This window comes from Bacillus swezeyi, from assembly GCF_001969815.1.
GTDB classification, from domain to species: domain Bacteria; phylum Bacillota; class Bacilli; order Bacillales; family Bacillaceae; genus Bacillus; species Bacillus swezeyi.
Window position 1 is genome coordinate 273334 of record NZ_MRBK01000004.1, and the last position, 26922, is coordinate 300255.

The 26922-nt window shown below is 45.8% G+C and carries 26 protein-coding genes and 1 pseudogene; 8 read left to right on the forward strand and 19 right to left on the reverse strand.

The window, feature by feature from the left end; translation table 11 throughout:
- Positions 1–34: 34 nt before the first annotated feature.
- The 4 genes from BTA30_RS04160 to BTA30_RS04175 all read right to left on the reverse strand — a co-directional run bounded on the left by BTA30_RS04160 (position 35) and on the right by BTA30_RS04175 (position 4182).
- Entirely contained in the window at positions 35–1228 is a 1194-nt protein-coding gene (locus BTA30_RS04160) for a chromate transporter (RefSeq protein ID WP_076759631.1), read from the reverse strand.
- 18 nt (positions 1229–1246) lie between these two features.
- Positions 1247–1555, reverse strand: a complete 309-nt coding sequence (locus BTA30_RS04165) for a PadR family transcriptional regulator (RefSeq protein WP_076759632.1) — start codon at positions 1553–1555, stop codon at positions 1247–1249.
- A 137-nt stretch (positions 1556–1692) separates the two neighbouring features.
- Complete coding sequence (locus BTA30_RS04170) at positions 1693–3408, reverse strand: ABC transporter ATP-binding protein (protein ID WP_076759635.1); 1716 nt, start codon at positions 3406–3408, stop codon at positions 1693–1695.
- A gap of 114 nt (positions 3409–3522) precedes the next feature.
- Positions 3523–4182, reverse strand: a complete 660-nt coding sequence (locus tag BTA30_RS04175) for a rhamnogalacturonan acetylesterase (protein ID WP_076759638.1) — start codon at positions 4180–4182, stop codon at positions 3523–3525.
- Positions 4183–4507: 325 nt separating this feature from the next.
- On the opposite strand from BTA30_RS04175, the gene bslB (BTA30_RS04180) reads away from it, so the two are divergent.
- Entirely contained in the window at positions 4508–5065 is a 558-nt protein-coding gene (gene bslB / locus BTA30_RS04180) for a biofilm surface layer hydrophobin BslB (RefSeq protein WP_076759640.1), read from the forward strand.
- Between the two features lie 254 nt (positions 5066–5319).
- Positions 5320–5793 carry a biofilm surface layer hydrophobin BslB gene (gene bslB, locus BTA30_RS04185; protein WP_076759643.1) on the forward strand — a complete coding sequence of 158 codons (474 nt, stop codon included), beginning with the start codon at positions 5320–5322 and terminating at the stop codon, positions 5791–5793.
- A gap of 52 nt (positions 5794–5845) precedes the next feature.
- Here the strand turns inward: bslB (BTA30_RS04185) and BTA30_RS04190 are convergent, their stop codons facing one another.
- The 7 genes from BTA30_RS04190 to sigY form a co-directional block, all read right to left on the reverse strand.
- A complete protein-coding gene (locus tag BTA30_RS04190; RefSeq protein ID WP_076759645.1) occupies positions 5846–7063 on the reverse strand; it encodes a multidrug effflux MFS transporter in 1218 nt (405 codons plus the stop codon).
- Between the two features lie 122 nt (positions 7064–7185).
- Positions 7186–7962 carry an ABC transporter permease gene (locus BTA30_RS04195; protein WP_076759649.1) on the reverse strand — a complete coding sequence of 259 codons (777 nt, stop codon included), beginning with the start codon at positions 7960–7962 and terminating at the stop codon, positions 7186–7188.
- The gene (locus BTA30_RS04200) at positions 7959–8846 is read right to left on the reverse strand and encodes an ABC transporter ATP-binding protein (RefSeq protein WP_076760253.1); all 888 of its coding nucleotides are present in this window, start codon (positions 8844–8846) and stop codon (positions 7959–7961) included. Before BTA30_RS04200 ends, BTA30_RS04195 begins: the two co-directional genes overlap by 4 nt.
- On the reverse strand, positions 8846–9058 hold the full coding sequence (locus tag BTA30_RS04205; RefSeq protein WP_076759651.1) for a PLD nuclease N-terminal domain-containing protein: 213 nt from the start codon (positions 9056–9058) through the stop codon (positions 8846–8848). The genes BTA30_RS04200 and BTA30_RS04205 overlap by 1 nt, the downstream gene beginning before the upstream one ends.
- Positions 9058–9273 (reverse strand): transcriptional regulator, encoded by a 216-nt coding sequence (locus BTA30_RS04210; protein WP_076759654.1) that lies wholly within the window; start codon positions 9271–9273, stop codon positions 9058–9060. Before BTA30_RS04210 ends, BTA30_RS04205 begins: the two co-directional genes overlap by 1 nt.
- A complete protein-coding gene (locus BTA30_RS04215) occupies positions 9274–9600 on the reverse strand; it encodes a YxlC family protein (protein ID WP_076759657.1) in 327 nt (108 codons plus the stop codon).
- On the reverse strand, positions 9597–10130 hold the full coding sequence (gene sigY, locus BTA30_RS04220) for an RNA polymerase sigma factor SigY (RefSeq protein WP_076759660.1): 534 nt from the start codon (positions 10128–10130) through the stop codon (positions 9597–9599). The genes BTA30_RS04215 and sigY overlap by 4 nt, the downstream gene beginning before the upstream one ends.
- Before the next feature lie 402 nt (positions 10131–10532).
- Here sigY and BTA30_RS23675 point away from each other — a divergent pair, with 402 nt between their 5' ends.
- Positions 10533–11081: an MFS transporter gene (locus BTA30_RS23675; RefSeq protein ID WP_239693574.1), complete on the forward strand. Its 549-nt coding sequence runs from the start codon at positions 10533–10535 to the stop codon at positions 11079–11081.
- Between the two features lie 19 nt (positions 11082–11100).
- Positions 11101–11346: pseudogene (locus BTA30_RS23680) on the forward strand (hypothetical protein); the annotation flags it as partial.
- A 120-nt stretch (positions 11347–11466) separates the two neighbouring features.
- Here BTA30_RS23680 and BTA30_RS22970 read toward each other — a convergent pair.
- The gene (locus tag BTA30_RS22970; protein WP_076759662.1) at positions 11467–11898 is read right to left on the reverse strand and encodes a hypothetical protein; all 432 of its coding nucleotides are present in this window, start codon (positions 11896–11898) and stop codon (positions 11467–11469) included.
- Between the two features lie 509 nt (positions 11899–12407).
- Entirely contained in the window at positions 12408–13973 is a 1566-nt protein-coding gene (locus BTA30_RS04235; protein ID WP_239693581.1) for a catalase, read from the reverse strand.
- Between the two features lie 233 nt (positions 13974–14206).
- Here BTA30_RS04235 and katA point away from each other — a divergent pair, with 233 nt between their 5' ends.
- The 4 genes from katA to BTA30_RS04260 all read left to right on the forward strand — a co-directional run bounded on the left by katA (position 14207) and on the right by BTA30_RS04260 (position 18718).
- The gene (gene katA / locus BTA30_RS04240) at positions 14207–15664 is read left to right on the forward strand and encodes a catalase KatA (protein ID WP_076759667.1); all 1458 of its coding nucleotides are present in this window, start codon (positions 14207–14209) and stop codon (positions 15662–15664) included.
- Between the two features lie 118 nt (positions 15665–15782).
- Positions 15783–16199, forward strand: a complete 417-nt coding sequence (locus BTA30_RS04245) for a Fur family transcriptional regulator (protein WP_076759671.1) — start codon at positions 15783–15785, stop codon at positions 16197–16199.
- Between the two features lie 7 nt (positions 16200–16206).
- Positions 16207–17151 carry a ferrochelatase gene (gene hemH / locus BTA30_RS04250; RefSeq protein WP_076759674.1) on the forward strand — a complete coding sequence of 315 codons (945 nt, stop codon included), beginning with the start codon at positions 16207–16209 and terminating at the stop codon, positions 17149–17151.
- A 550-nt stretch (positions 17152–17701) separates the two neighbouring features.
- Positions 17702–18718 (forward strand): pectate lyase family protein, encoded by a 1017-nt coding sequence (locus BTA30_RS04260; RefSeq protein WP_076759680.1) that lies wholly within the window; start codon positions 17702–17704, stop codon positions 18716–18718.
- A 45-nt stretch (positions 18719–18763) separates the two neighbouring features.
- Here the strand turns inward: BTA30_RS04260 and BTA30_RS04265 are convergent, their stop codons facing one another.
- From BTA30_RS04265 to BTA30_RS04290, 6 genes are all read right to left on the reverse strand, one after another.
- A complete protein-coding gene (locus tag BTA30_RS04265; protein WP_076759683.1) occupies positions 18764–19606 on the reverse strand; it encodes an NAD(P)H-hydrate dehydratase in 843 nt (280 codons plus the stop codon).
- A gap of 151 nt (positions 19607–19757) precedes the next feature.
- Positions 19758–21506 carry a thiol reductant ABC exporter subunit CydC gene (gene cydC, locus BTA30_RS04270; protein ID WP_076759685.1) on the reverse strand — a complete coding sequence of 583 codons (1749 nt, stop codon included), beginning with the start codon at positions 21504–21506 and terminating at the stop codon, positions 19758–19760.
- Positions 21503–23227 (reverse strand): thiol reductant ABC exporter subunit CydD, encoded by a 1725-nt coding sequence (gene cydD, locus BTA30_RS04275; protein WP_076759689.1) that lies wholly within the window; start codon positions 23225–23227, stop codon positions 21503–21505. Before cydD ends, cydC begins: the two co-directional genes overlap by 4 nt.
- Positions 23227–24243 carry a cytochrome d ubiquinol oxidase subunit II gene (cydB, locus tag BTA30_RS04280; RefSeq protein WP_076759692.1) on the reverse strand — a complete coding sequence of 339 codons (1017 nt, stop codon included), beginning with the start codon at positions 24241–24243 and terminating at the stop codon, positions 23227–23229. The genes cydD and cydB overlap by 1 nt, the downstream gene beginning before the upstream one ends.
- Positions 24230–25636, reverse strand: coding sequence for a cytochrome ubiquinol oxidase subunit I (locus tag BTA30_RS04285; RefSeq protein ID WP_076759694.1), 1407 nt, complete (start codon positions 25634–25636; stop codon positions 24230–24232). The genes cydB and BTA30_RS04285 overlap by 14 nt, the downstream gene beginning before the upstream one ends.
- A 394-nt stretch (positions 25637–26030) precedes the next feature.
- Entirely contained in the window at positions 26031–26900 is an 870-nt protein-coding gene (locus tag BTA30_RS04290; RefSeq protein WP_076759697.1) for a fructosamine kinase family protein, read from the reverse strand.
- Between the last annotated feature and the right edge of the window lie 22 nt (positions 26901–26922).

A 26922-nucleotide genomic window follows, 5' to 3' on the forward strand; every position in this document is an offset into this window, starting at 1 on the left:
GCTGTCGATCTCTATCGGCAGCCTTTTTGTAACCCTAAACCAGTGTCATCAAAGCGCCTCCTGCAGCACCGGCAGCAACGACTATCCAAGGCGGGAGCTTCCAGTAGGCAAGCAGGCTGAATAAAACGGCTGCAAACGCAAAATCAAGCGGCGCCAGGATGGAACTGGTCCAGATCGGATGATAAAACGCCGAAATCAGTATTCCTACAACAGCTGCGTTCACTCCCATTAAAGCCCCTTTTACTTTCGGATTTCGGCGCAGTGTATCCCAAAAAGGCAGCGTTCCCAAGATGAGAAGGAATGCCGGCAGAAAGATCGCAGCTGTTGCAAGCAGTCCGCCTTGCCAGCCATTGATGACCGCACCGAGATATGAAGCAAATGTAAACAATGGACCCGGAACAGCCTGGGCCGCACCATAACCGGCTAAAAACGCTTCTTCACTTAACCACCCAGCAGGAACAAATTCACGTTCCAATAAAGGCAATACGACATGGCCGCCGCCGAAGACGAGCGAACCCGATCTGTAAAAACTGTCGAACATCGCAATCCAGCTGATGGATGTCATTTCCCTTAAAACCGGCAGAAGAATTAGCAGTCCGAAAAATAAGCTCAGACAAACCGCTGCGAACCGCCGGGATACGGGAAACTTCATCACAGAATCGTTCGTTTCTTTCTGCTCTTTATAGAAGAGATAGCCGGCGAATGCAGCAAGCAGGATGATGCCGACCTGGGTAAATGCCGTCTGCCAAAGCAGTGTAGTGACAAGCGCAAACAAAGCAATCGCCTTTCGTTTTAAATCAGGCGTCAGCTTTTGCGCCATGCCTAGGATCGCCTGTGCGACTACGGCAACGGCAACGATTTTTAACCCATGGATCCAGCCGGCGCTTCCGATTTCAGTCCCCTGAAGGATCAAGGCAAATAAAACCAATGCGATCACAGACGGCAGCGTAAACCCGATAAACGCCAATATTCCGCCGAGAACGCCGGCACGCATGACACCGATTCCGATCCCAACCTGGCTGCTGGCCGGACCGGGCAAAAACTGGCATAAAGCGACCAGATCGGCATAGTTTTTTTCATCCAGCCAATTTCTTTTACGGATATACTCTGCGTGGAAATATCCTAAGTGAGCAATCGGTCCTCCAAAAGACGTCAATCCAAGTCTCGTTGAAACAAAGAGGATTTCAATCAGCGTCTTCAAGCTTCTGTCCGCTTTATGCTTTGTCATTTTCCCACTCCTTTTTGGCTATTCTTTAATTTCCTTAAACAGTTCATATGCTTTCAATCTTGCGTCCTTTAGTACGCTGATTCCTTTTTCCGTAGCAGAATAATACTTTCTGATTTTCCCGTCCACATTTCGTTCTTCTTTTTTGAGCAGTCCGTCAGACTCCATGGAATGAAGTATCGGATACAATGTGCCCGCACTGATGTTATATCCGTGTTCCTTTAATTCCTCGAGCATCCACAATCCGAAAATCGGATGTTCACTGGCATGGTGCAGAATATGAATCTGAATGAAGCCGAGGAATAGTTTTCGCAATACTTTATCTTCCAATACAGCACCCCCTTTATCGAAAATCAATATCGGATTTCGATATTGAATATATAACGGAAGTTTAACACCTCACATCCCCCTTTTTCAAGGTCTTTTGAACGAAAAAGCAAGCCTAAACATAGGCTTGCCCGTTTTTTTCATGACTGATATTGAACCCGGTGAAGGCTGGCGAATATCCCGCCCTTTTCCACCAATTCATCGTGTGATCCTTCTTCTGCGATTCCGTCTTCCGTTACGACTACAATCCTGTCGGCGTTGCGGATGGTGGCAAGCCTGTGGGCGATGACGAGCGTTGTCCTGTCTTTTGCGAGCTCGGTCAAAGCGTTTTGAATAATTTGTTCCGTCTCTGTATCAAGAGCAGACGTAGCTTCATCCAAAATGAGGATCGGCGGGTTTTTCAGAAACATCCGGGCGATCGCGATCCGCTGTTTTTGACCGCCCGACAGCTTCAGTCCTCTCTCACCGACCTGGGTTTCATAGCCGTCCGGAAGCGACTCAATAAGCTGTTCCAAATGCGCCATCTTAGCTGCCTGTTTAATTTCTTCATCTGTTGCATCCAATTGTCCGTAGGCAATGTTTTCACGAAGAGTACCTGTAAATAGAAACACATCCTGCTGAACTATGCCGATTTGCGAACGTAGAGACCGCTTTGTCATGTCACGGATATCGATTCCGTCAATCGTAATCGATCCGCCGTCTACATCATAGAAGCGCGGAATCAGCGAGCTGATCGTCGTTTTGCCCGCTCCTGACGGTCCTACAAATGCAACCGTCTCACCTGATCTGATCGATAAATCAATTCCTGAAAGGACAGGTTTATGCTCTTCATAGCCAAATGTCACATTGCGGAAGACAATGTGTCCTTCTAAAGCGGGAACATCAACAGCATCCTCGCGGTCAACAATCTGCGGCTTTGTATTTATTAATTCCGTAAACCGCTTGAACCCGGCCATTCCTTTCGGATAAAGCTCCAAAATCGCGCTGATTTTATCGATCGGCTTAAACAAAACATTGACATACAGAACAAATCCTACAAATTCGCCATATGACATGTTCCCGGAAAAACTGAGCCACGCCCCGAACACAAGGACTGAAAGAATCATCAGCCGAGTCATTAAAAATGTCCCTGCTGTCGTCAGCGCCATTGTTTTATACCCTTTGAGTTTGGCGTTGCGGAATTTTTGATTATTTTTCAAAAAACGGGAAATCTCAAAGCGTTCGTTGGTGAACGATTGAACGACGCGAACGCCTGATACGCTGTCCTCAACCCTGGCGTTGACATCTGCAATCTCACTATACATCTCTCTCCAGGCACGGTTCATTCTGATGTTTGAATAAGTGATCAAAATAATCAGCAGCGGAACAAACAAAATGGCGGCCAGTGCAAGCTTTACGTTAATCGTCAACATGATCCAGAATGCTCCAAAAAAGGTCATAACCGCAATAAACAAATCTTCCGGTCCGTGATGGGCCAGCTCTCCGATGTCAAACAGATCGTTTGTGATGCGGCTGATAATATGCCCTGTTTTCGTATTATCAAAGTAGCGGAACGATTGACGCTGCACATGTTGAAAGAGCTCCTGGCGCATGTCTGTTTCTATGTTAATCCCCAGCTGATGCCCAAGGTAATTGACGATGTACTGGAGACCTGTGCTGAGCAGATAGATCAACAGCAGCCCGATGCTGACCCAGACGATTTCAAACCAGTCTCCCCCCGGAATCAGTGTATCGATGAACCACTGAACAACTAAAGGAAACGCGAGTTCTAGAACTGCGACGATGATCGCACTGCTGAAATCAATCAAGAACAGCCGTTTATGCGGCTTATAGTATGAAAAAAAGCGACGTATCATGTTATGATGTGCACTCCTTTTTAAAATCTTTATGAAATAGATCGTATCACAGTTTAAAGGTTGAAGTGCAAATTTTTTGAAAAATAATTGAAAATTATTCTCAAGTACACTGCCTCATAAAAGAAGCCCGGCTTCTCGCGCCCCCAGCGCCACAAGCTTCGCGATTTCCCCTGCCCCATATTCGCAAAAGTGTGTATTATCCTCGGCGCCGTCTGGATAGTTGGGATGCTCTCCCGGTTCAAGCCACAAAAACAGCTTTTTGGACGCTTCAGGCCCCAAGGATTGCAGCAATCGTCCGCTTTTTAAAGTAAGATCAATCAGCGGGACCTGAAGTTCTGCCGCCAGCTGCCTCATGGCATCAGGGTAGTCGCCATGTGTATGTTTGAGGCGGCCTTGAGTGTCAAACGATCTTCTCTGTACCGGTGTGATCAAGGCTGGAATCGCTTTTTTCAGCCGCGCTGAATCTACATAACGACGCAAATATTGCTGGAATGTTCCATAAGGCTCTGTACGGCGCTCATCCGGTTTTTGGTCGTTATGTCCAAACTGGATAAACAAATAGTCGCCGCGTTGAATTTGTTCCAAGATCCGCTCGAGCCTTCCTTCTTCAATAAAACTCTTTGAACTTCTCCCTGATGCCGCTTCATTGCGGACTACCATGTCCGTCTTCAAACATTCTTCAATCCGTTGACCCCATCCTGCACGCGGCGCCGCTGATGCACCATAATCGGAAACGGTTGAATCGCCGGCCAAAAATAACTGAATGTCTTTCATTGCCCATCCCCCTATTTTCTTTTTTACTATATTAGAATGTATATCAACAAACGGCAACAAACTATACATAATTATCCAGTTTGTTCTTTATACGATTCTTTTTTATAAAAAAACGCTATTAATTAACTGAAAACTATTAATTAACCCTGAATATTTTAAATTTTTTTTAGAAATTTAACTAAAAATATTTACTTGCATGGTAAAAGATGATAGATTAATTACACAAGAAAAGGAATTTAGTAGATCGCGATCGTATTTATACCTTTTCTTGAATATTTTAGGACGTCCTCTAACTTTAAAATTGCCATTTAGGAGGAACATTTTGATGTTTAAACGGAAATTCATTCGCAAACTCAGTGTTGGTTTATTAACTTCAGCAGCATTGTTTTCATTTATCCTTCCTACCTCTGGAGCAAGCGCTCAGGAAGTGAATACAAAACACTTTAGAGGTCCGATCTTTTGTCCGCCGCCTCATTGGCCGAAAAAGCCGCAGCCTAAGCAGCCGGATGATCCGACGAAGCAGCCGGTGCTTGAGGCCAAAACGATTAACAGCAATAAAGAGTGGACGACTTCTGATATCGAAATCACTTATAAACCGAATACATTTGTCGGCTCCAGCTATGTTGAATTTCATTTCCCTTACCGTTTTCATGCAAGCACAAGGGATACACTAAATGGTAAAGCACTTGAATATACGCAAATTCTAAATGACGGACAAACTGTCAGAGTTCCCGTCTATGCTTTGAGCTCCTCTGAATTCAAACTAGTGATGATTAGGAAAACGCTTCCGAACGCAGGGACGCATAGAATTACTGCCGAACTTCATCAAAATGGAAAAAACATTAATCATGCCGAGACAACTTTGGAGATTGTCCCTCGTTAAATAACATTCAGCCTGCCGGCAAAGGGAAGAGTCCCTTGCCGGCGGTTGTAAAAACAATGATTTCCCCAACAATTCAATCTCATTTATTGCATTATTTAAAAATTTCTTGAATGTTTCATCGAAAATATTTACTTCTATGGTAGGTAGTGATAGATTAAATGGGCAGGAAAAGGAATTTAGTAGATGACAATCTTATTTTTTCCTTTTTCGATCTTATTCTCTATTAAAACTTGTCATTTGGGAGGAGTATGTTTATGTTTAAACGGAAATTCGTTGGCAAATTAGGTGTCGGCCTATTATCTTCAGCAGCTCTGCTTTCATTTATTCTTCCGGCACAAGAAGCTAGCGCAACCTTTTTTAGAAGCGCCCCGACGCTTCATGTCGAAACAGTTGACAGCAATAAAGAATGGACAACCTCTGACATTGAAGTCACTTACAAACCAAACTCTTTTGTTGGCTCCAGCTATGTTGAATTTAACTTCCCATACCGCTTTCATGCGAATACACGAGATTCGCTAAACGGCAGAACATTGAACTATACACAAATTCTGAATGACGGACAAACTGTCAGAGTTCCTGTCTATGCATTCAGTTCTTCTCAGTTTAAGCTTGTGATGGTTAGGAAAACGCTTCCGAATGCAGGGACGCACAAAATTACCGCGGAATTGCAAAAATTCGGCAGAAACTATAATCACGCGGAAACTACTGTAGAGATCGTTCCCCGTTAGTCATTATTTAAAAAATTTGAGCTTGCCGGCAGCTTTGTCCGGCAAGCTTTTTTTATTTTCTAATCAGCACCTTAAAACAGGTTAACGCACTGATACTGCAAAATACAATCACAACGGCCATCGGTAAAGCGGTATGACTTCCTGCGATGCCTACGAGCGGCGCCGCGGCAGCGCCTAGAATAAACGTCAGCAGTCCCAAAAGCGCAGAGGCGCTCCCAGCTGATTTTCCCTGGCTCTGCATAGCTAAGGAACCGCTGGACGTCGTTACGATCCCAATACAGGCCACCACGATAAACAGCGGAACTAAAACAAAAATCAACGACGCTTTTAAGAGGACGGATATCAATAAAACCAGGCTGGCGGTCAAAGAAATCAACAACCCGCATTTCAATAAGGCTGCCTCACCGAACCGTCCAGCAAGCCGTCCTGTGATCTGGGCAGCGATGATAATCCCTAAGCCGTTTGCCGCAAAACAAAAACTGAAAGCTTGAGCCGATAATCCGTAAATGTCTTGCAAAACAAATGGAGAGGCTGATATATAGCCGAACATTCCCGCTACAATCAACCCCTGTGCTAAAGCGTACCCCATAAAAGTCCGCTGGCCGAAGAGCTTTCCAAATGATACGAACGTCTCTTTGAAACCGCCCTTCGTACGATTTTCCGGAGAAAGCGACTCTTTAATTCCAAATATGACAGACAGAATAATGATGATGCCAAAAAGCCCAATAATTAAAAAAACGCCGTTCCAAGTCGTAACCTTCATAAGCTGTCCGCCTGCTACCGGAGATAAGATAGGCGCAATCCCATTTACCAGCATCAGCAGCGAGAAAAATTTCGTCAACTCTGTGCCTGAATATAAATCGCGGGCAATCGCACGGGATATCACAATGCCCCCCGCTCCCGCCGCGCCTTGAATAAACCGCATGGCGATCAATACCCACACAGATGAAGCCAATGCACATAAAAAAGATGCCGCGGCAAAAACAGCCAATGAAACAATCAGCGGCATCCTTCTGCCCGATACATCGCTAAAAGGACCGACGACAATTTGTCCGATTGCCAGTCCCAATAAACAGGATGTTAAACTCAGCTGGACGACGGACGCATTCGTATGTAAATCCGCCGCCATCTGCGGAAGCCCCGGCAGATACAAATCGATCACAACCGGCCCGATTCCGGATAAAATGCCCAATATGACAGCGATCCACACTTTGTTCGGCTGCGCTTTCGCCTGAACCGCAATATCTGGCTGATTGTTTATGATATTCATTGGATCACTCCTCTATATTTAACATTTTCGCAGATTTTCTTTAAACGCCTGATCACCTTCAGTGTATTGTATACCCTATTTCATGGTTCTGACAATTAAAAAAACCGGGATGGCCCCGGCTGTCAGTAAGATTCATATCTTTTAAAAACAAAAGCGGTGCACATGAACAGAAGAAATACAATTCCCGCTGATGAAAACATCATCCAGGCGAAAGTACCATCCCATGAACCGTGCATGATAATATAACTGGCTTGGCTTTTCGCTTTATCCGGCGTCCATTCTGTAAAGCGGGGAAACAGCGAGCCAGCCAATGAAACGGCGGCTATCAGAGTAATACTCCCGCCGGCAACCCCGCCGATATGGCGAAACAAAGCACTGAAAAAGAGCGTAACGGTCATAACAAACACAATCCATACACTGTACACCGATAAACTTAATAAAAACCGGTCAATTCCCACTTTGCCAAATAGAAGATTTGTATAATAGAAAGCCAGCCCGTAGCTAACCGTAAAAGACGCTAAAACGAGCAAGACCTGTGCAAGCCATTTACTACCGATATAATGAATCGGATTGACAGGCCGCGCCATTATCAATGAAAGAGAGCCATGGTTCCGTTCATTAACAATGCTTCCCATCACACTGAATACGAAAATGGCAGTGCCGACCGTTCCAAACTGGGAAAGTGTGCTTACCAACACCTCTTCACCGCCGGGCTTTGGAATGTCGATGACCGCTCCATCAGGCAGGTTTCCGGCCATATCGATGATTTGGGGCATATAATAAAGGCTGATCGGCTGAATCAGACCGAGAAGTATCAAGACGACAGGCAGCCAAAGCAGTTTTCCATCCTTCCAGCTTTCCTTCCATTCCTTCTGAAATAAAATATAAAATGAATTCATAGCCCCATCACCTTCATATAAATATCTTCCAAAGACTGTGTTTTTTGTTCAAAATGAAGAATCGAAACGTTTCTTTTCAAGCATTCAGCCAATAATTCACGGCGGTAAGATCTGCCGGATAAATGAAACTCGGCTTGGTTGGGATGGTTAAACGTGAGCCTGCTGACATAAGAAAGATTTGCCAGCCATCCTTCAAGGCTTTCTTCGGCCGATAAAATAAAAGACGGCTTTTGATGCTGCTCTTTTAATCGAGCAAGCGGGCCGCTCCACCGGACAGCGCCCTCCTTCAGCATGACAATCTGATCACATACCTGTTCGGCGTCATATAGGACATGGGTCGAGAACAGAATCGTCATCTTCTTTTTTAACTCCTTCATCATATCGAGTACTTCGCGTCTTCCAGACGGGTCCAGCGCAGAAACAGGCTCATCCAAAATCAGCAGCTTCGGCTCATGAATCATAGCCTGAGCCAGCCCGAGCCTTTGCTTCATTCCTCCTGAAAAACCGCCGATTTTCCGGTCTCCATACCTGCCGAGCCCGACATAGCGCAAAATAATCCGGCTCTTTTCCAAAGATTCGCGGCGTGTCAAATTGGAAAGCCTGCCGGCAAACAGCAAATATTCTTCCGCCGTCATCCATGAAAAGAAAGCAGGATGCTGGGGCAGATATCCGATTTGGCTCCGGTCTATCGTTTCCCGGCCTAAAAACTGTATCCTTCCTGACGTTGGGGTCAATAAACCGGACAGCATTTGCAGTGTTGTTGTTTTCCCGGCCCCGTTAGGCCCGAGCAGTGCGGCACATTGATGATGGCTGAGATCGAAGCTCAGATTTTGAACGGCTTTTTGCTGCTGATAAATTTTTGTTAACCCTTTGACGGACAGCATCACATGTGCTCCCTCCCATATGTTTTTTTACCGATGACAAAGTACGAAATGGGGCCGATGAAACTGATGCCTGCAATAATCAGGACCCACAGCCACTTGGGGCCATTTGTTTCCTCCTGCCTGAGGCAATTCACCAATGCGGAAACGACAAGGATCAGATATAACACAATCAAAGGGGCAATCAGTGACCAAGGGATTTCAGATACAGCCATTACGGCATCCTCCTTTTCTTATGAAAAGGTCTGACGACAAATAAATAATAGAATAATAAAGGCATCGGAGTTTGAATAAGGCCCCAAATCCCCCAAAACCAAGCATTGCTTCCCTTTTTTTTGGCATCGAGAAAAAGGAGGATGCCTTGGGTGAATAGAAGCGGCGAAATCAACAGCAGAGCCAACAATTTTTCTGGAGTCGTTTCAAGGTTCATCTAATCTGCCTCCCCCTTAACCGTCCGCCGCCGTTTTTTTTCAAATAAAGCAAGCACCGGGAGGATAACAACCGCCGCGCCTTGCACCGTTAAAAATATAGCTGGAACTCGAATTGAAATAGCAATATAAACGAATAAAATCACGAATGCCAAAACAATAAAGCAAAGCAATTCCTTTTGAATCGCCCGTTTACGCTCTTTTTTAAAGCGGGCTAAACGCTGATCCAGCTCTAATTGATGGGGAACAGCAGGCTCAAAGATGTCATCTATTTTTTTCAGCTCTTCCTTCAAATGAGAAATCGTCTTTTTTTCATCTCGTTCATTCACTGATCCCACTCCTTTCGAATTTTTTTTAATCCGTGATGAACACGGGATTTGACAGTTCCCTCTTTTATTTTCAGCATCCTTGCCACTTCAGGATATGTAAACCCGTAGTAATGCCTTAATAGAATCGGCATTCTAAACTCCGGCTCAAGCGCTGCGAACAACTCCAAATATTCGCTCCACTCATGTCCTAGAAGTGAAGTTTCCCATTTCATTTTTCGAAAGGCTTCCTCTCCGGCTGCCTGCGTCTTGCGGTTTTCACGTTTTGTCTTACGCTGGTGGTCGATAAATAACCGGGAAGCAATCGAAATCAGCCAAGTCGAATATTTGGCATTTCCCTGAAATTGCTGAAGGCTGATATACGCTTTCAGCATCGTCTCTTGAACCAAATCCTCTGTCAGATCAGGATGGAGCGTTAATTTCAGCACATATTGATATAAAAAGGGGTAATTTAGCTGAAATAGTTTTGTAAAGGCGGCATCTTCACCGTTTTTTGCTAGCTTGATAAGTTCTTTTTCATCTGTCTGATCCACTGAAATGTCAACCCCCCTTTCTTTTGTCTCTGTTTATAAGACGACAGCCGCCGGCAAACCGTTCAAATCTATTCTGATAAGATAAAAAATGATCTTGTTTCACATTCGGCATTTATGGTGTACTTGAAACTGAAGGGATGTGACTTAAAGGGGATGGAGTTACGGGAAAAACTTGTTCATGAAGAAAATCAAATTTTAAAAAAGATCATGTGATTTTTTGGGGTGCCGTCTTTTGTTTCTGGTTTGCTACAGACAGCATCGGCTTTTCCTACTCAGCGATAGGAATCGTACTGGGGAGCTACGGCGTCATGCAGATTTTACTGCGGTTTCCGTTCGGTATCCTGTCAGATGTCCTTTCTCCGCTTAGTAAACAGCTGTTGATCAGCGGTTTTGCCATGTCCGTTGAGCTGCTTCATATTTCTGTTTTTCGATTCGTTCATCATGGTGATCACGGCCAGACTGCTTGCCGGTATGACTGCTGCAATGTGGGTGATGGCAACCGTTTTATACTCGCAGCATTTTACAAAAGATCAGTCCTCAAAAGCGATGGGCATTCTGCAGTTTTTAACGGTTTTTCCCCCATTTCTCAGCATGGCTGTCAGCGGATACCTCATCCATATGTTCGGCTGGATGTTTCCGTTTTGGATCGGGGTTGCCGTATCATGCATAGGACTTGTTCTGTCATTTTACATTAAAGATTATGGACCCCGCCAGACGGCCAAGGGGATGGCTCTATCAGACTACGTCAAACAGACTTGGCATCTCCCTGATTTAAAAGCGCTTATAACACTATCATTTATAGCCCACACCGTGTTATTTATGACCGTGTTCGGCTTCACACCGATTTACGAGGAGACGGTCGGAATCGATGAGAAACAGCTGATTTGGGTCATGTGCGCTTTTTTGTTCCGCAAAAGCTGGCATCCGTGTAATGCATCTTTTACAAAGTAAAGGCCGCCGATGTACTGATATGGATATCTTATGTGATAACAGCCATTTTTCTTTGCTTGCTGCCGTTTGCCGAGACGTATGTCTGATCCACGCTGTGACAGGACTGACATTGGGATTTATTTTTCCGCTATTGGTCAGCAAAGTCGTTCAGTTTGGCACGCCTCAGCTCAAAATGTCTGTGATGGGTTTCTATCAATCTTTTTATGTGCTTGGTTTTTTTCTTGGCCCGATTGCGGCGGGAAAGGCGGCAGAACAATTCGGACTTCGCGAGGTGTTTTGGTTTGCAGGCGCTCTGTCATTGGCGGCGGCCGGGGTCATGCTTTTTCAAAGCAGTTTGCGATTCGAGGAAAAAGCAGACGGGGATGATGCCTGCTTTTCGCTTTTCTTAATAATAGATTTTAGCAGAACCGGCCGGGTACCAATTGCCGTTCTGCGCTTTTGCCCATCCGTAAACGATACCGCCTGTTTCGATCTTGTCTTTAATCAGCTCAAGCCTTTCACTCGATTTTGCCTCATGCCTGCTTCCCGTTTTCGCTGCTATTTTCACAGATAAAATATTGTCCTTCAATGTATCAGGCTCTTCATCAGTGCTTGTCCAGGCGACCCTTTCATAATAAGTCTGATTAAATGGACTTTCCAATCCTTTAATATAAAAGTAGACTGTTTTGCCGGTCACCTTCACATCTGTATATGCCGTGCTGAAGGGATGAATCGATTCTTGAGAAGCTGACTTTCCGTGTGCCAAAACAGAAGCTCCGCCGACTCCGAGAAGCAACATTCCCATCATTAAAACACCGACCGCCAATTTTTTTAACATCAAAATGCCTCCCTTTTGTTTCAATTACATGTTTAATTTTACCATTATATCTATTTGTTTCATTGTTGTATTTTTGTCTTTTTATTGAAATCAATCAAATCTCATCTGTATCGTAAATACGAGGTGACCTTTCATGTTGAAAAACAGTTTTTCGTACATCAAAATGAAAATTCATTCTATTCATTTTTTCCACTCGGTTTTATTAGGCTCGATTGGCGGGAAAGGTGGCGGAATCATTCGAATTCGCGAGTTGTTTTGCTTTGTTGGCGCTTTGTTATCGAAGGCGGCCGGGGGGAGGTTTTTTTAAGCAGTTTGTATTTAAGGATCGGTGCCTTGTCGGATAAAGTAAAATGAACAATAGATTCTGCAAGGCAATTTTACTTCTGATGAAACTGGTTTTATTCGATGTATATTAAAATCGTTAAGAAACCAAGTGATGATTAACAATCTTTTGTCTCTCCAGATCTCGCTGCCAGAGCTTATTTAATTCAAAAAAGAAAAAGATCCCTTTAATAAGGATCTTCACGATGCCCTTTTTCCTCCGCTTGCTTTGGTGCATCTTCAGCACCTTCCGCTCCGATCGGCTCCCTGCTGGATGTATTTTGGCTTGAAGCGTGCTTCAAGTCTTCCTCTACTTTGCTTCCATATTCCGCATCACATTGCTTCAGCATATCAATCATTTTCGTTTGAATTCTTTGATCACATGGGGCAAGTGTATTGACCAGGTTTGTGATCAGCTCTTCTTTTTCCCAATCATCTAAATGCCTGTAGGTATCTCCCGCCTGCTTAAAATTATTCTGCCTGTCGATGCTCTCTCGGACCAAATGTCCTTCTACATGCGGCGTGTACTCTTTACCGTCCTGGTTTGCTTCTTTTAGTCCGTTGATTGTCGAAGGCTCATAGTTTATATGCGGGCTTTGATCTTTCCCCAAGTCTACTTTGTATTGCATCTGCCCTCCCCGCTGATTGGTTGCCACTCTTTTTTTCGGAGCATTGATCGGCAGCTGCAGATAATTGGCCCCTACTCTGTAGCGCTGTGTATCCGAGTAGGAAAAGGTTCTCCCTTGAAGCATTTTGTCATCAGAAAAATCGAGCCCGTCCACAAGCACGCCTGTCCCGAACGCGGCCTGTTCCACTTCTGTAAAATAGTCTTCAGGGTTTTTATTCAATACCATTCTGCCGACAGGAAGCCATGGAAATTGATCCTCAGGCCAAAGTTTTGTGTCATCAAGCGGATCAAAATCAAGCTCAGGATGTTCGTCATCGCTCATGATTTGAACGAATAGCTCCCACTCCGGGTAGTCTCCGCGCTCAATCGCTTCATACAAATCTTGTGTTGCATGATTGAAATTTTTCGCCTGGATCTCTTCCGCTTCTTTTTGCGTCAAATTTTTAATGCCCTGTTTCGGCTCCCAGTGGTATTTCACAAGAACGGCTTCTCCTTCTTTATTCACCCACTTGTATGTATTCACGCCAGACCCCTGCATCTGCCGGTAATTGGCCGGGATGCCCCAAGGCGAAAATAAAAAGGTAATCATATGCATGGCTTCCGGGGTATTAGAGATAAAATCGAAGATCCTTTCACCATCCTGCAAATTTGTAACAGGATCAGGCTTAAACGCATGGATCAAATCAGGAAACTTTACGGCATCGCGGATAAAGAAGATCTTCAGATTATTTCCGACCAGATCCCAGTTTCCGTCCTCAGTGTAAAATTTGACCGCGAATCCGCGCGGGTCGCGGAGGGTTTCCGGTGAAGAAATCCCGTGTGTGACCGTCGAAAAACGGACAAACACAGGTGTTTTTTTGCCTTTTTCTTGAAACAGCTTTGCCCTCGTATACTTTGAAACCGGTTCATCACCGGCTGTCCCATAAGCCTCAAAATATCCGTGTGCACCGGCTCCCCGCGCATGAACGACCCGTTCCGGAACCCTTTCCCTGTCAAAATGGCTGATCTTTTCTAGAAAATCATAGTTCTCCAATGTTGAAGGGCCCCTATTGCCTACGGTTCTGATATTTTGATTGTTTGTAATCGGATGTCCCTGGCGATTTGTCAACGTGTCATCTGTTTCCATATCGGACTTTTGCTGATTTGTGTTGTGTTCCACTTGTTACACTCCTTTATTTGGAATAATCATTAATTTAACCCAATCTAAAAAAGTTATTCGGCATAATAACAGTGAGCTGATCAATGTTCAAAAAAACGATAATGAATTTTTGTTTATAATTATTATAAATAAATATTGTTTTTTTCTTGAGAAGTGTTATCATTATTTTGTAATTAAATTTTACGCGAGGTGATCCTTTAATGACGACAAATCAAAACAACCTGACAACCAGCTGGGGCGCTCCGGTTGGAGACAACCAAAATTCAATGACAGCAGGTTCACGGGGGCCGACTCTTATTCAGGACGTCCACCTTCTTGAAAAACTTGCCCATTTCAACAGAGAGCGCGTCCCTGAACGGGTTGTTCATGCAAAAGGCGCCGGTGCACACGGTTATTTTGAAGTGACAAATGATGTTTCAACATATACTAAAGCTAATTTTTTATCAGAAGTAGGAAAACGCACACCTTTGTTTGTTCGTTTTTCAACTGTCGCAGGTGAAAATGGTTCAGCAGATTCCGTTCGCGACCCGCGCGGATTCGCTGTTAAATTTTACACAGAAGAAGGGAACTATGATCTTGTCGGAAACAACACACCGGTGTTCTTTATCCGCGATGCGATTAAATTCCCCGACTTCATTCATACACAAAAACGCCATCCGGTCACACATTTAAAAAATCCTGATGCTGTTTGGGATTTCTGGTCATTATCTCCTGAATCCCTGCATCAAGTGACCATCCTGATGTCCGACCGAGGGATTCCAGCCACTTATCGGCATATGCACGGCTTCGGAAGCCACACATTCAAATGGGTCAATGCCGAAGGCGAAGGCGTTTGGATTAAATATCACTTCAAAACAGAACAAGGCATTAAAAATCTGACTGAGGAAGTCGGTACAAAGATTGCAGGTGAAAACCCTGATTATCATACGCAGGATTTATTCGAAGCAATTGAAAAAGGGGACTTCCCGGCATGGAAGCTGTATGTTCAGATTATGCCGTTGGAAGATGCGGATACTTACCATTTTGATCCATTTGATGTCACGAAAGTATGGTCGCAAAAAGATTATCCGCTGATTGAAGTCGGCCGTATGGTGCTCAACCGGAATCCGGAAAACTATTTTGCAGAAGTAGAGCAGGCAACGTTCTCTCCTGGAACATTAGTGCCGGGAATCGAACCTTCACCTGATAAAATGCTTCAGGGACGCCTGTTTGCATATGCGGATGCACATCGCTACCGCGTAGGAGCAAACCACAACAGCCTGCCTATCAACCGTCCGAAGGCTGAGGTTCATAACTATCAGCGCGACGGACAAATGCGCTTTGACAACAATGGCGGCGGTTCTGTCTATTATGAACCGAACAGCTTCGGAGGACCGGCTGAATCACCTGAAAATAAAACAACGGCTTATCCGGTATCAGGGGCGGCTGACAGCTCAGCTTACGACCAAAACGATCACTATACGCAGGCAGGCGATTTATACCGCCTCTTAAGCGAAGAAGAGCGCACACGCCTTGTCAGCAATATCGTAGGTTCGATGAAACAAGTAACAAAAGATGACATTAAGCTTCGCCAGATTCAGCATTTTTATCAAGCAGATCCTGAGTATGGCAAACGCGTTGCAGAAGGACTGAATTTATCCGTTCCGCAAGAAGTTTAATAAAATATTTAACATTTGACGCTTATTCTCAGTTATATTCTCATTTTCTCATAACAGGCACCCGTCATTTTTAAAACGGGTGCCTGCCCTTAATCTAGAATGGCAGGGGATGTTACGTGTGGAAGAAGAGCAGCTCGTTCCATTATTAAAAAAAAGCGGCTTGCGGGTAACGGCTCAACGGGTGCTGATTTTAAAAACAATCATTTCTTTGAATGGCCACCCCTCGGCGGAAGATATTCATCGTGAACTGCCATACATGAGTCTGCCGACGATATACAGCAATCTGAAGTTATTTGTGAAGCTAGGCATTTTAAACGAACTGCCTTATGGAGACGGTAAAAGCAAGTATGAAATGTTTAAAACGCAGCATTATCATGTCATCTGTAAATCATGCGGAAAGATGGTTGATTTAGAGTATCCTCACCTCAAAGAGGTTGAGCATGCAGCCGCTCAAATAACGCATTTTAAGGTTAACACGCATTATTTAGGGATTTACGGAGTCTGTACGACATGTCAAGATTTGCAGCAGAGGTGAAGAACAAATGGAACGAAAAAAAATAGGCTTGCTCGTCATGGCCTATGGAACCCCTTATCAAGAGGAAGATATCATTCCGTATTACACGCATATCCGTCATGGAAAAAGGCCGTCCGATGACATGATTGACGATTTAAAAAACCGCTACAAGCATATCGGCGGGATCTCTCCGCTTGCCAAAATTACGCTGGCTCAGGCCAAAAAACTGGAAGAAGCCTTAAACTCGCGGCAAAACAAAGTGGAATTTGTCATGTATCTCGGTTTAAAACACATGTCCCCATTTATCGAAGATGCGGTTGAACAAATGAAGCGGGATCAAATGGAAGAAGCCATTTCCATCGTCCTAGCCCCCCACTACTCTACCTTTAGCACCGAAGTCTACAATCGCCGCGCCCAAAAGGCCGCAGAAGAAATCGGCGGACCGCGGATCATATCAATTGATGAGTGGCACCAGGAAGAGGGCTTTATTCGTTATTGGACAGAAGAAATCAGCCGGATTCTGAAGCAAATGTCTGAAGATGAATTGAAAGAAACGGTTGTCGTTTGTTCAGCCCACAGCTTGCCGGAAAAGATCAAGGAACACGGTGATCCCTATCCCGAGCAGCTTGAGGAAACAGCAAAACAGATCGCGGAACATCTGTCATTTGACCAGGTTGCTGTCGGCTGGCAAAGCGAAGGCAACACGCCTGACCCTTGGCTCGGCCCTGATGTCCAGGATCTAACACGAGAACTTTATCGGAAAGGCTTCCAGTCATTCGTTTATGCCCCAGTCGGATTCGTGTCTGACCACTTGGAAGTTCTTTATGATAATGACTATGAATGTAAAGTGATCACGGACGAGCTGGGCGCCCATTATTACCGTCCGCCAATGCCGAACACGGACCCGCGGTTTATTGAGATGCTTGCCGGCGTTGTCCTGCAAAAAACACCGGCAAAAACGAAACTGGTTTAATACAGCCGCTGCAAAATGATGAAGGCCCATCTCGGATATACAAGAGCAGAAGGAGAAGCCGTCACAATGATAGCTTCTGCCTTCCCGCTTTGTCTACGCATATCCTGCTTAAAGTGCTGCCGCGAAAACCCCCATCTCAGTCATCACTAACATTACCGAATGGCTGCCAACCATCCTCAAGGGCACCGATCCCCCCTTCAATTTTAAAGATTGACTTATGAATCCCCTGAAAAACAAAAAAGCCAATAACCATTTTCCAGACATGAATTTGTTGAATGTTCACATCGATAAATTCTTTTTTTGCAGTTTGATAAGACAAAAGATCTTGATGGTCATGCGCTTCTCCTCATATTTATGCCATTTGTCATAATCATCAGCTTACACCCGCTTCCAACTTATCTCATGATTATTCAGATAATTCAGTTTTCTGTGCTATGATCTCCCTAATTCCAATAAAAGGGAGGTATGAGGATGTCCATTCTACACCGTCCACCTTGATTGTAAGCGCTTTCCTTACGGTCATAAAAAACGAAAAAATAGGAGGAAAACAATGAAGAAAATCATAAGTCTCATGTTTATCTTTGTATTAGGGGTTATCGGAGCGTTAACACCAGCGGTATCTGCAGAAGCCGCTGCTTCTGCCAAGGTCAGTCCGCTGGCCGACTTCGGCTTGAAAGGCTTCGCTTCTTTAAACGGAGGAACCACCGGCGGAGAAGGCGGACAGACGGTAACCGTGACAACGGGAGACCAGATCATCGCAGCGTTAAAGAATAAAAGTTCGAATACGCCTTTAAAAATTTATGTCAATGGTACAATTACAACCTCCAATACATCAGCATCAAAAATTGACATCAAAGATGTTTCAGATGTGTCGATTGTCGGCTCTGGAACAAAAGGCGAATTCAAGGGCATCGGCATTAAAGTGTGGCGCGCAGAAAACGTCATCATCCGCAACTTAAAAATTCATGAAGTCGCATCAGGCGATAAAGATGCGATCAGCATCGAAGGGCCTTCCAGTAATATTTGGGTCGATCATAATGAACTGTATCACAGCTTGAATGTAGATAAAGATCACTATGACGGATTATTCGATGTCAAAAAAGACGCGAAATACATTACATTCTCCTGGAACTATGCCCATGACGCATGGAAATCCATGCTGATGGGGTCATCAGACAGCGATAATAACAATCGGACCATTACGTTCCACCACAATTGGTTTGAAAATCTGAATTCCCGCGTTCCCGCATTCCGGTTCGGTGAAGGCCACCTTTACAACAACTATTACAGCAATATCATTGAAAGCGGTGTCAATTCGAGAATGGGGGCACGCCTCAAAATTGAAAACAACCTCTTTGAAAACGCCAAAGATCCGATCGTTGCCTGGTACAGCAGTTCGCCCGGCTATTGGGACGTGTCCAACAACAAATTTGTCAACTCAACAGGCAGCATGCCGACTTCTTCAACAACAACCTACAATCCGCCGTACAGCTACTCACTCGATAATGTAGACAATGTCAAATCGATCGTCATGCAAAATGCCGGGGTCGGCAAAATCAATCCTTAAGTGGTGTCAGACGGAAACGCTTGGGTTTTCCCGGGCGTTTCTTTTTTATACCTCATACTCTTTCCACACCCTTGGCAGCCATTCAGAAAGCTCATGGGCAAGCAGTGTATGAGCAGATCTCGTCTTCGTCCATTCATCCGCACAAGCGCCATGCAGATGGACGGCATTTAGCACCGCTTCTTTCGGATTCTCATGGCAGCAAAGCATTCCCAAAATCATCCCGGTTAACGTATCACCGGTTCCTCCCTTTGCCAGCGCACTGCCGCCAGTTTGATTTTTCCAGCACTCTCCGTCAGGAAATGCGGTGATCGTCTCATTTCCTTTCAGAATAATCGTGACGCCCAGTTGTGCCGCATATGTTTTAGCCAGTGAAATACGGTCTTTCTGAACATCTTGGACAGACAGGCCTGTAATTCTTGAAAACTCACCTGGATGCGGCGTCAGAATAGTGGGGGCTTTGCGAAGGGGATACGACCTTTTTGACAGAGCTCCCGCATCAAGGACAACCGGGCAGTCTTCCTCCAATACCCGTTCAACGGCTTGTTCAGTCGTTTGTGAAGGCGAGAGCCCCGGGCCTATTGCAATCACGCGGTAATGTTCATCAAATCTGCCTTCGGCTGTCTTTTCTAAGCCGTCCCGCCAATATGTCGCTTCAGGGAGAACGGGAACGATCAGCGGAATAGCACTGCCGCTTGTGCCGATTACAAGCTTTCCAATGCCGCTGCGCATGGCGCCCATTCCGGCAAGAAGTGCTGCTCCAGGCATATCATGGCTCCCGGCAAATAAAAGACCTGTGCCGTATGCTCCTTTATGACTGTCATTCTCTCTTTTCGGCAACGCGGATTTCACACGTTCTTTCGTCCAAATCGGCAGACTTTCTTCAGACATCTTCACTTCACACCTTTTAAACAAACGTTTAATTAAGTTCTATTGAATCATACCTTTATACATCCTGCAAAATGTATAAGATCCCCCAAACATTTGCAGGAATAAAATGCGGAAGAGACAGCTTCACCATCTGAAGCTGTCTCCAAAATCTTTACGGAAGCCTTGCAACAGGTGCATCGAGCCGATAAAGCCGCTGATAACGCGGATTTTCATGCAAAAGCTGTTTATGGCTTCCTTCCATTTGAATCATTCCGTTTTCAAGAAAGAGAATTCGGTCGGCCGCTTCGGCCCCGGCCAAATGGTGTGTAATCCAAAGCACGGTCTTCCCTTTAAGCACTTGGAACATTGTCGCTAACAGATCCTTTTCCGTTTTGGGATCAAGGCCGACGGTAGGTTCGTCCAGAATAACGATCGGTGCATCCTGAAGAAGAATCCGCGCCAATGCCATTCGCTGGCGTTCCCCTCCCGAAAAACGAATGCCTGTTTCCTGGACGGAGGTGTTATAACCGTCAGAAAGCGATTCAATATAATCGTGAAGCTTTACCTGCCGCGCCGCCCAGTACACTTCATCATCACTCGCATCAGGATTGCCGAGACGAATATTGTTTAACACCGTCGTGTCAAACAGATGCGGCCGCTGATTAAAAACGGCCACAACCCTGGAAATATGATGATGAAGGGATTCAGCCGCGATGCCGTTAAAAGAGACACGGCCTTGTGATGGAGACAGCGCGCCTTCGATCAAAGTCAAAATCGTCGATTTCCCCGCACCGCTCGGACCAAGCAGCGCAATTTTTTCTCCCTGCCTTAGCGTAAAAGTCACGCCGTTTAATACAGGCTGGCCTTGTTCATAGGAAAACGAAACATCTTCAAAGCGAAGTGTTACATCCTCCAAACCGACCGCCTCGGCGCTTTCCGCCTGAGCAGCCAGCCCGTTCTCCCCCCGTTCCGGCTCAAGCTCTTCCATGCGCCGCAAAGAATCCTGATACTCCGGAATGGCCTCCGCCGCATCAGAGAGCGGAAAAAAGGCTTCAGTCAGCGGAAAAACAACAAGGACAAAGGCGGCAATAAACGTAGGGGCCAAACCACCTTCAGCGCTTTGTCCGCCGGCCCAAATCAGCATCATCAAAACGAGTCCGGCCGTGAGGCATTGCACGGTAAAATCCCTCCAGCGCGTAAACCGCCGGCGTCTCTTTTCGACCTCCAGCCACTTCTGTTCCTCCTCTTCATACACACGAATAAAGTCGTGTTGACGGCCGCTGAAAACCCAATCACTCACACCCATCACAGCGTCCGTCAGCTGACGGTACAGTCGGCTGCGGCCTCTTTTGAGAACAATGTTTTTCGCCCTTGTCACAAGCAGAGACACAAGCGGGACGAGAAAAACAAGAACAGCCGCATAGATTGCGATAAGTCCGGCAAAGGGCCAGGAAAAGAAGCCGAGCGCAAAGGTAAATGCAGCGTACAATAGCAGAGCCGACAGTCCGGGAAATACCGTTTTTAAATACATATCCTGCAAGTGTTCAATATCGTCCGCCAAAATGCCGAGCATATCGCCTGTACGAAAGCGCGAACGCAACGTCAAAGCCTGCGGCTCCAGCATCCGGTACAGCCGAACACGCATATCGGATAAAATCTTTAATATCATGTGATGGCCTGTCAGCCGTTCAACATATCGCGATACAGACCGTAAAATCCCAAATGTGCGGACGGCGACAATCGGCACATAGATCATTAACACGTTTTCCGGCCGGGTCGCGGCTTTGGAAATCAAATAGCCTGACGTAAACATCAGAGCAGCCGCGGAGCAAACTGTCAGTCCGCCGAGCAAAACCACAATGATAAACAGCTTCATATTTTTCTTTACATACGGCAGCACCCACCGGTCTTCTTTCTTCATGATGCACCCCCAAAAGACTGCGCCTGCACAAGATCGTAATAAACTCCGCGCTTTTCGATCAGTTCTTGATGTGTTCCGGTTTCAGCCACTTTCCCATCCTGGAGCACGATGATTTCATCCATATCAAGCATCCAGTGCAGCCGATGGGTCGCCATAAAGACAAGCTTGTCTTCAAACAGTTTCAGCATCGTTTGCTTAATCTCATATTCCGTTTCAATATCCAAGTGTGCGGTCGGCTCGTCTAACAGCAGAATCGGACGGTTTCCGAGAAAGGCCCGGGCAATGGCTGTCCGCTGGGCCTGTCCCCCGCTCAACGCCCTTCCTCCTTCGCCAATCCGTTCCTCAAGCCCTGAAGGAAGTTGTTCAATCAACTGTGTAAGCCCCGCGGCCTTTGCCGCCCGTTCAATTTCTTCAGGTGAAGCGCCGGGGTGATAAAAACGGATGTTGGCGCTTAATGTATCCGGAAAAATAAACGGATGCTGCGGAATATAAAGAAGCTGCCGCTGCCAGCTTTCCGCCTGCAGGTGTGTTCTTTCTGTGCCGCCGACTTCAATCACTCCGCTTTTCGTTTCTAAAAAACCGCCCAGCACATCGATAAGCGTTGACTTCCCGGCGCCGCTTTCACCAATGATGCCGATTTTTCTCTTCCCTTTAAAAGAAAGAGAAACATCGGTCAAAGAATGGCGATCCTCTTCATCATGCTGGACAGATACTTCTTTGAGTTTTATTTGATTCCCGTCTGACCATTCAGCAAGCTGAAGCGGGGTCTCTTCCTTAAATGAAGGAGCGGCAAGGATTTCCTTGATCGCCTTGCCTGCTTCCTGTCCGTTCAATGTGGCGTGGTAGTCATTGCCGACTTCGCGGACCGGAAGAAAAAATTCAGGAGCCAGGATCAGGACTGCAAGAGCAGGGCCGAGCATGATGTGCCCTTCAACAAGGCCGAGGCCGAGAAAAACAGCCACCGTTGCCACGGAAAGCATCGTAAAAAAATCGAGGGCAAACGATGATAGAAAGGCGATCCTAAGCGTGCTCATCGTCGCCTTCCGATATCGTTCACTCACATGAAAGATATTGTTTGCGTGTGAACCGCTTAACCCTAAAAATTTCAATGTTTCCAACCCGCGCAGCGAGTCTGTGAAATGGTTGGAGAGCGTTTCATACGTCTTCCACTGGCGGTCTGCTTTTCTCTTCGCGGCATATCCGAGCAAAATCATAAAGGCAATTAAGATCGGCATCGTGACCATCAGTATGACGGCAGATGATCTGTCTTTGAAAAAAACATAGCCGACGACCGCCGCCGGAATAACGGCCATGCTGATCATTTTCGGAATAAACAGCTCCAAGTAGCGGCGGAACTGGGCAATCCCCTCCATCGCAAGTGTGACCACGTGACCGGTGCCTTCTTTCCTTGCCAGCCGCGGACCGGATTGAAAAAGCTTCTCGAGGAAGCTTTTTCGCATGTCGGCACCCGTTTTGGCGGCGTAGTCATAAACCGCCCGCTGCTTGACAAGCGTGATGGCATGACGGAGAAGGAACGCCGCCAAAAAGAAGATGATCAATAAATGAACAGAATCGATTCGTTCGCCGTTGAAAAGGCGGGTCACCGCTTCGGCAAGCCACTCAGCCTGCATGATGATCGCGGCGCCCTGGACACAGGTCAATACAGTCAGCACCGCGAGAATTCGTTTCATTCCTTTATATTGAAAAAGATCTTTTCCCATTAATAAATCATTGGCTCCTTACTGCTGACCCGTTTCCGAAATACATAGTAGCTCCAGACTTGATAGCCCAGTACAAAAGGAAGCAATGACAGCGCTACAATCGTCATGACCTTTAAAGAATAGTCGCCTGAAGAAGCATTGTAAACCGTTAAATCATATGCGCTTTTGACCGAGCTGATCATAACCCGCGGGAACAGCGCCGTGAAAATCGTCGCCACTGTGAGCGCGATCCCCGCTCCCGTCATGGCAAACGTCCAGCCATCGCGCTTTTGTTTCATAAATATAATGGAAAGCACATAGCAGACGACAATCAGAGCGGCAAGCGGTATTGTCACATGTCCGCGTCCTGTAAACAGATCCGTTTCAAAAATAGACAGTGCAACAAAAGCGACGAGCGCTGCCAAAACAGCAAATACGATTTTTTTAGCGAGCTGTCTTGCACGAACGCGCAAATCGGCTTCCGTTCTGAGTGTAATAAAGATCAACCCGTGCAAGAGACAAAGAAGCGTGACGGTGACTCCTCCAGTGACGGAATAGACATTGACGTAATCTGTAAAACCGGCGTGTAGATTCATCTCAGCATCAATCGGCATCCCCCGTAGAATACTGGTGAATAAAACTCCGAACAAAAACGGAGGCAGCAGGCTGCCGAAAAATACGACCCAATCCCATGTTTTTGTCCATTTAGCGGTCTCCACTTTCCCTCTAAACTCAAAAGCGACACCCCGTCCTATCAAGGCAAGCAGCACAAAGACGAATGGGATGTAGTACCCGCTGAACATGGTTGCATACCAATTCGGAAACGCGGCAAAAATTGCGCCTCCGCCCGTCAGCAGCCAGACCTCGTTCGCATCCCAGAAGGGACCGATCGTATTGATCATCACCCTCCGCTCAAGCTCATTGCGGCCGAGAAACCGTGTCGCCATGCCGACGCCAAAATCAAAACCTTCCAGAAAGAAAAACCCTACGAACAACACAGCGACTAATATGAACCAAAGCTCATTAAGAGATACCATGGTAAACCTCCTGATCAAACGGGTCTGTCGATACGGAATCCTCATGATGGTGATCATGATGTGCAGCCCCTTTTTTAATCTCGCGGATAAACAAGTAGACAAGGATGATTGCCAGTACGAGATAAATCGCAGTAAACGCGATGACCGAGAACAGCAGCATTCCCGCCGAAACGTTCGGTGAAACAGACTGCGCGGTCGTCAAAATGCCAAAGACCGTCCATGGCTGGCGTCCGATCTCAGTCATGATCCAGCCTGCCGTGTTTGCGATGAACGGAAACGCGATCAGAGCAACCATCCCCCGCAAAAACCACTTGCTTGTCTCAAGCTTTTTGCGGAAGCTGAGGATAAGACCTGTCATAGCGGCAGCGATCATTAACATGCCTGCACCAGCCATAATCCTGAAGCTCCAGAACGTCGTTTTCACCGGAGGAATATAGTTTCCTTCGCCATACTTTTCTTCATATTGTTTCTGCAAAGTTTTCATTCCAGGCACATCTCCGCTGAACTGTTTATACGCCAGATAGCTGAGTGCATAAGGAATGCTGAGTTCAGATTTGTTCTCCTGCTTGTCCGTATCAATATTGGCAAGCATCGTCCACGCAGCCGGATCACCGCTGTCATCCCAAAGCGCTTCACTTGCGGCCATTTTCATCGGCTGGCTTTTCATCAGATGCTGCGCCTGTTCATGTCCGCTGAATGCAACTCCGATACCGGAAACCAGCGCCACAACCATCGCAATCTGAAAAGATTTTTTAAAAAACAGCATTTCCTGTTTTTTCAGCATTTTGTATGCACTCACACCGGCAATAAAAAACGAACCGGTAGCCAGCGCGCCGAAAATCACGTGCGGAAATTCCACCCATAGCTGCGGATTCTTAATGATTGCAAAGAAGTCAGTCATTTCCGCACGGCCGTTTTTGATGGCAAAACCAACAGGTTCCTGCATAAATGAGTTGGCTGCCAAAATCCAAAACGCCGACAGAATTGTGCCCAGTGAAACAAGCCAGATGGACAGCAAGTGAATCTTTTTCGGAAGGCGGTCCCAGCCGAAAATCCACAGGCCGATAAAGGTCGATTCCATAAAGAAAGCCAAGAGAGCCTCAACAGCGAGCGGAGCCCCGAATACATCGCCGACAAAGCGGGAGTATTCCGACCAGTTCATCCCGAACTGAAATTCCTGCAAGATGCCGGTGACAACACCGACTGCAAAGTTAATTAAAAATAAGTGCCCCCAAAATTTAGCCATCGTCCTATACATATCTTTTTTCTTCACAACATAAAGGGTCTCCATCAAAGCAACCATAAAGACAAGCCCGATGGACATCGGAACAAAAATAAAGTGAAAAATCGTCGTTGAAGCAAATTGAAATCTGGCTAAGATTAATTCGTTCATCCCCTGCTTCCTCCATTTCCATTGTTGATCACAGATCATGATAAATAAACTTGTTCAATACTTCACAAAATCATGAGGGACGACACTCGGAACTTCCCTCAGGTGTGATTGTTCAAAAAATAATCCAATAGACTTATAAATCAATCTTTGTACTTCTTATATAAGTAATTTACACCGTTTGTTTATAGAAAAAAAGATCTAATTACCTAAAATTTGGATCATTTTGTGGCCAAATATTGAAGAAAGTTTAAACTTTTTTTGACAACAAATAGGTTTTATTTACCATACCGACTTGCAAACCCATGTTTATCAACTAAAAAACACCCTATGAAGGGTGTCCTGAAGCTGTCACAAAATCGGTATCTTTTACCTGCACTTAGACGACATTCTGTTTTTAACCGATATACCGCTGTACAATTCTCTCAGCATGAACCAAATAGCTTTTTCCAAACGAATTCAAGTGCAAATAGATATAAAAAAGCTGATAGAGCGGCCATACTTCCCGGGTAAGGGGCTGACCCGACGCCTCTTCATAAGCGCGGTAAAACCGATCAGAAAAACCGCCGAATAAAGCGGTCATCGCCAGATCCATGCGATAATCCCCATATAAAACAGCCGGATCAATGAGGTATGGGGAGCCATCCTCCCCCGTCATCCAATTGCCTCCCCATAGATCACCGTGCAGAACAGATGCACGAGGGTCGTCCGGAAGCCAGCGGCCGGAGGCTTCAGCGAGCCGGATGTGGCGCTTTGCCTGCTGGTCGTTTAATAATCCTTTTTCCCGGGCGGCCATGATCTGCGGAAGCAGCCTTTGATCCCGATAGTAAGCCTGCCAGCTGTCATACACGCCGTTTTCCTGCTTACATGTGCCGATGTAATTGTCATATGCCAATCCGTAATAAGGCTTTTCCGTTCGATGCATGGCAGCGAGACGTCTTCCTAATTCTTCTTCCGATCCTGAAGACCGAATACTTTTGATATATGAAAGAACGAGGAAGCGCTCCGGAGCGCTCTTTTCATTATAGGCAATCACTTCCGGCACTTTCACAGCCCCTGTTTTCCTCAATTCTTGAAGTCCCATGGCTTCTTTTTCAAAAAAGTCGGAAGGCACACCCTTGTTTACTTTGACGAACAAAAACGTTTCATCTGTTTCCACAAGAAAAGTGTGATTGATGTCGCCTCCGCCTACTTCTCTTACATGCCTGATCGAGAGACTGCGTCCGGCTGATTGCACCGCTTTTTCAACGACTGTTTTGATGTCCATTCTGTCACCCCCATTCACTTTA

Bases quoted from the DNA above. Each gene is read 5' to 3' on its own strand.
- BTA30_RS04160 (WP_076759631.1), bottom strand. From the start codon at position 1,228: ATGACAAAGCATAAAGCGGACAGAAGCTTGAAGACGCTGATTGAAATC.
- BTA30_RS04170 (WP_076759635.1), bottom strand. From the start codon at position 3,408: ATGATACGTCGCTTTTTTTCATACTATAAGCCGCATAAACGGCTGTTC.
- BTA30_RS04175 (WP_076759638.1), bottom strand. From the start codon at position 4,182: ATGAAAGACATTCAGTTATTTTTGGCCGGCGATTCAACCGTTTCCGAT.
- bslB (WP_076759640.1), top strand. From the start codon at position 4,508: ATGTTTAAACGGAAATTCATTCGCAAACTCAGTGTTGGTTTATTAACT.
- bslB (WP_076759643.1), top strand. From the start codon at position 5,320: ATGTTTAAACGGAAATTCGTTGGCAAATTAGGTGTCGGCCTATTATCT.
- BTA30_RS04190 (WP_076759645.1), bottom strand. From the start codon at position 7,063: ATGAATATCATAAACAATCAGCCAGATATTGCGGTTCAGGCGAAAGCG.
- BTA30_RS04195 (WP_076759649.1), bottom strand. From the start codon at position 7,962: ATGAATTCATTTTATATTTTATTTCAGAAGGAATGGAAGGAAAGCTGG.
- BTA30_RS04200 (WP_076760253.1), bottom strand. From the start codon at position 8,846: ATGCTGTCCGTCAAAGGGTTAACAAAAATTTATCAGCAGCAAAAAGCC.
- BTA30_RS04205 (WP_076759651.1), bottom strand. From the start codon at position 9,058: ATGGCTGTATCTGAAATCCCTTGGTCACTGATTGCCCCTTTGATTGTG.
- BTA30_RS04210 (WP_076759654.1), bottom strand. From the start codon at position 9,273: ATGAACCTTGAAACGACTCCAGAAAAATTGTTGGCTCTGCTGTTGATT.
- BTA30_RS22970 (WP_076759662.1), bottom strand. From the start codon at position 11,898: ATGTTAAAAAAATTGGCGGTCGGTGTTTTAATGATGGGAATGTTGCTT.
- BTA30_RS04235 (WP_239693581.1), bottom strand. From the start codon at position 13,973: ATGGAAACAGATGACACGTTGACAAATCGCCAGGGACATCCGATTACA.
- katA (WP_076759667.1), top strand. From the start codon at position 14,207: ATGACGACAAATCAAAACAACCTGACAACCAGCTGGGGCGCTCCGGTT.
- hemH (WP_076759674.1), top strand. From the start codon at position 16,207: ATGGAACGAAAAAAAATAGGCTTGCTCGTCATGGCCTATGGAACCCCT.
- BTA30_RS04260 (WP_076759680.1), top strand. From the start codon at position 17,702: ATGAAGAAAATCATAAGTCTCATGTTTATCTTTGTATTAGGGGTTATC.
- BTA30_RS04265 (WP_076759683.1), bottom strand. From the start codon at position 19,606: ATGTCTGAAGAAAGTCTGCCGATTTGGACGAAAGAACGTGTGAAATCC.
- cydC (WP_076759685.1), bottom strand. From the start codon at position 21,506: ATGAAGAAAGAAGACCGGTGGGTGCTGCCGTATGTAAAGAAAAATATG.
- cydD (WP_076759689.1), bottom strand. From the start codon at position 23,227: ATGGGAAAAGATCTTTTTCAATATAAAGGAATGAAACGAATTCTCGCG.
- cydB (WP_076759692.1), bottom strand. From the start codon at position 24,243: ATGGTATCTCTTAATGAGCTTTGGTTCATATTAGTCGCTGTGTTGTTC.
- BTA30_RS04285 (WP_076759694.1), bottom strand. From the start codon at position 25,636: ATGAACGAATTAATCTTAGCCAGATTTCAATTTGCTTCAACGACGATT.
- BTA30_RS04290 (WP_076759697.1), bottom strand. From the start codon at position 26,900: ATGGACATCAAAACAGTCGTTGAAAAAGCGGTGCAATCAGCCGGACGC.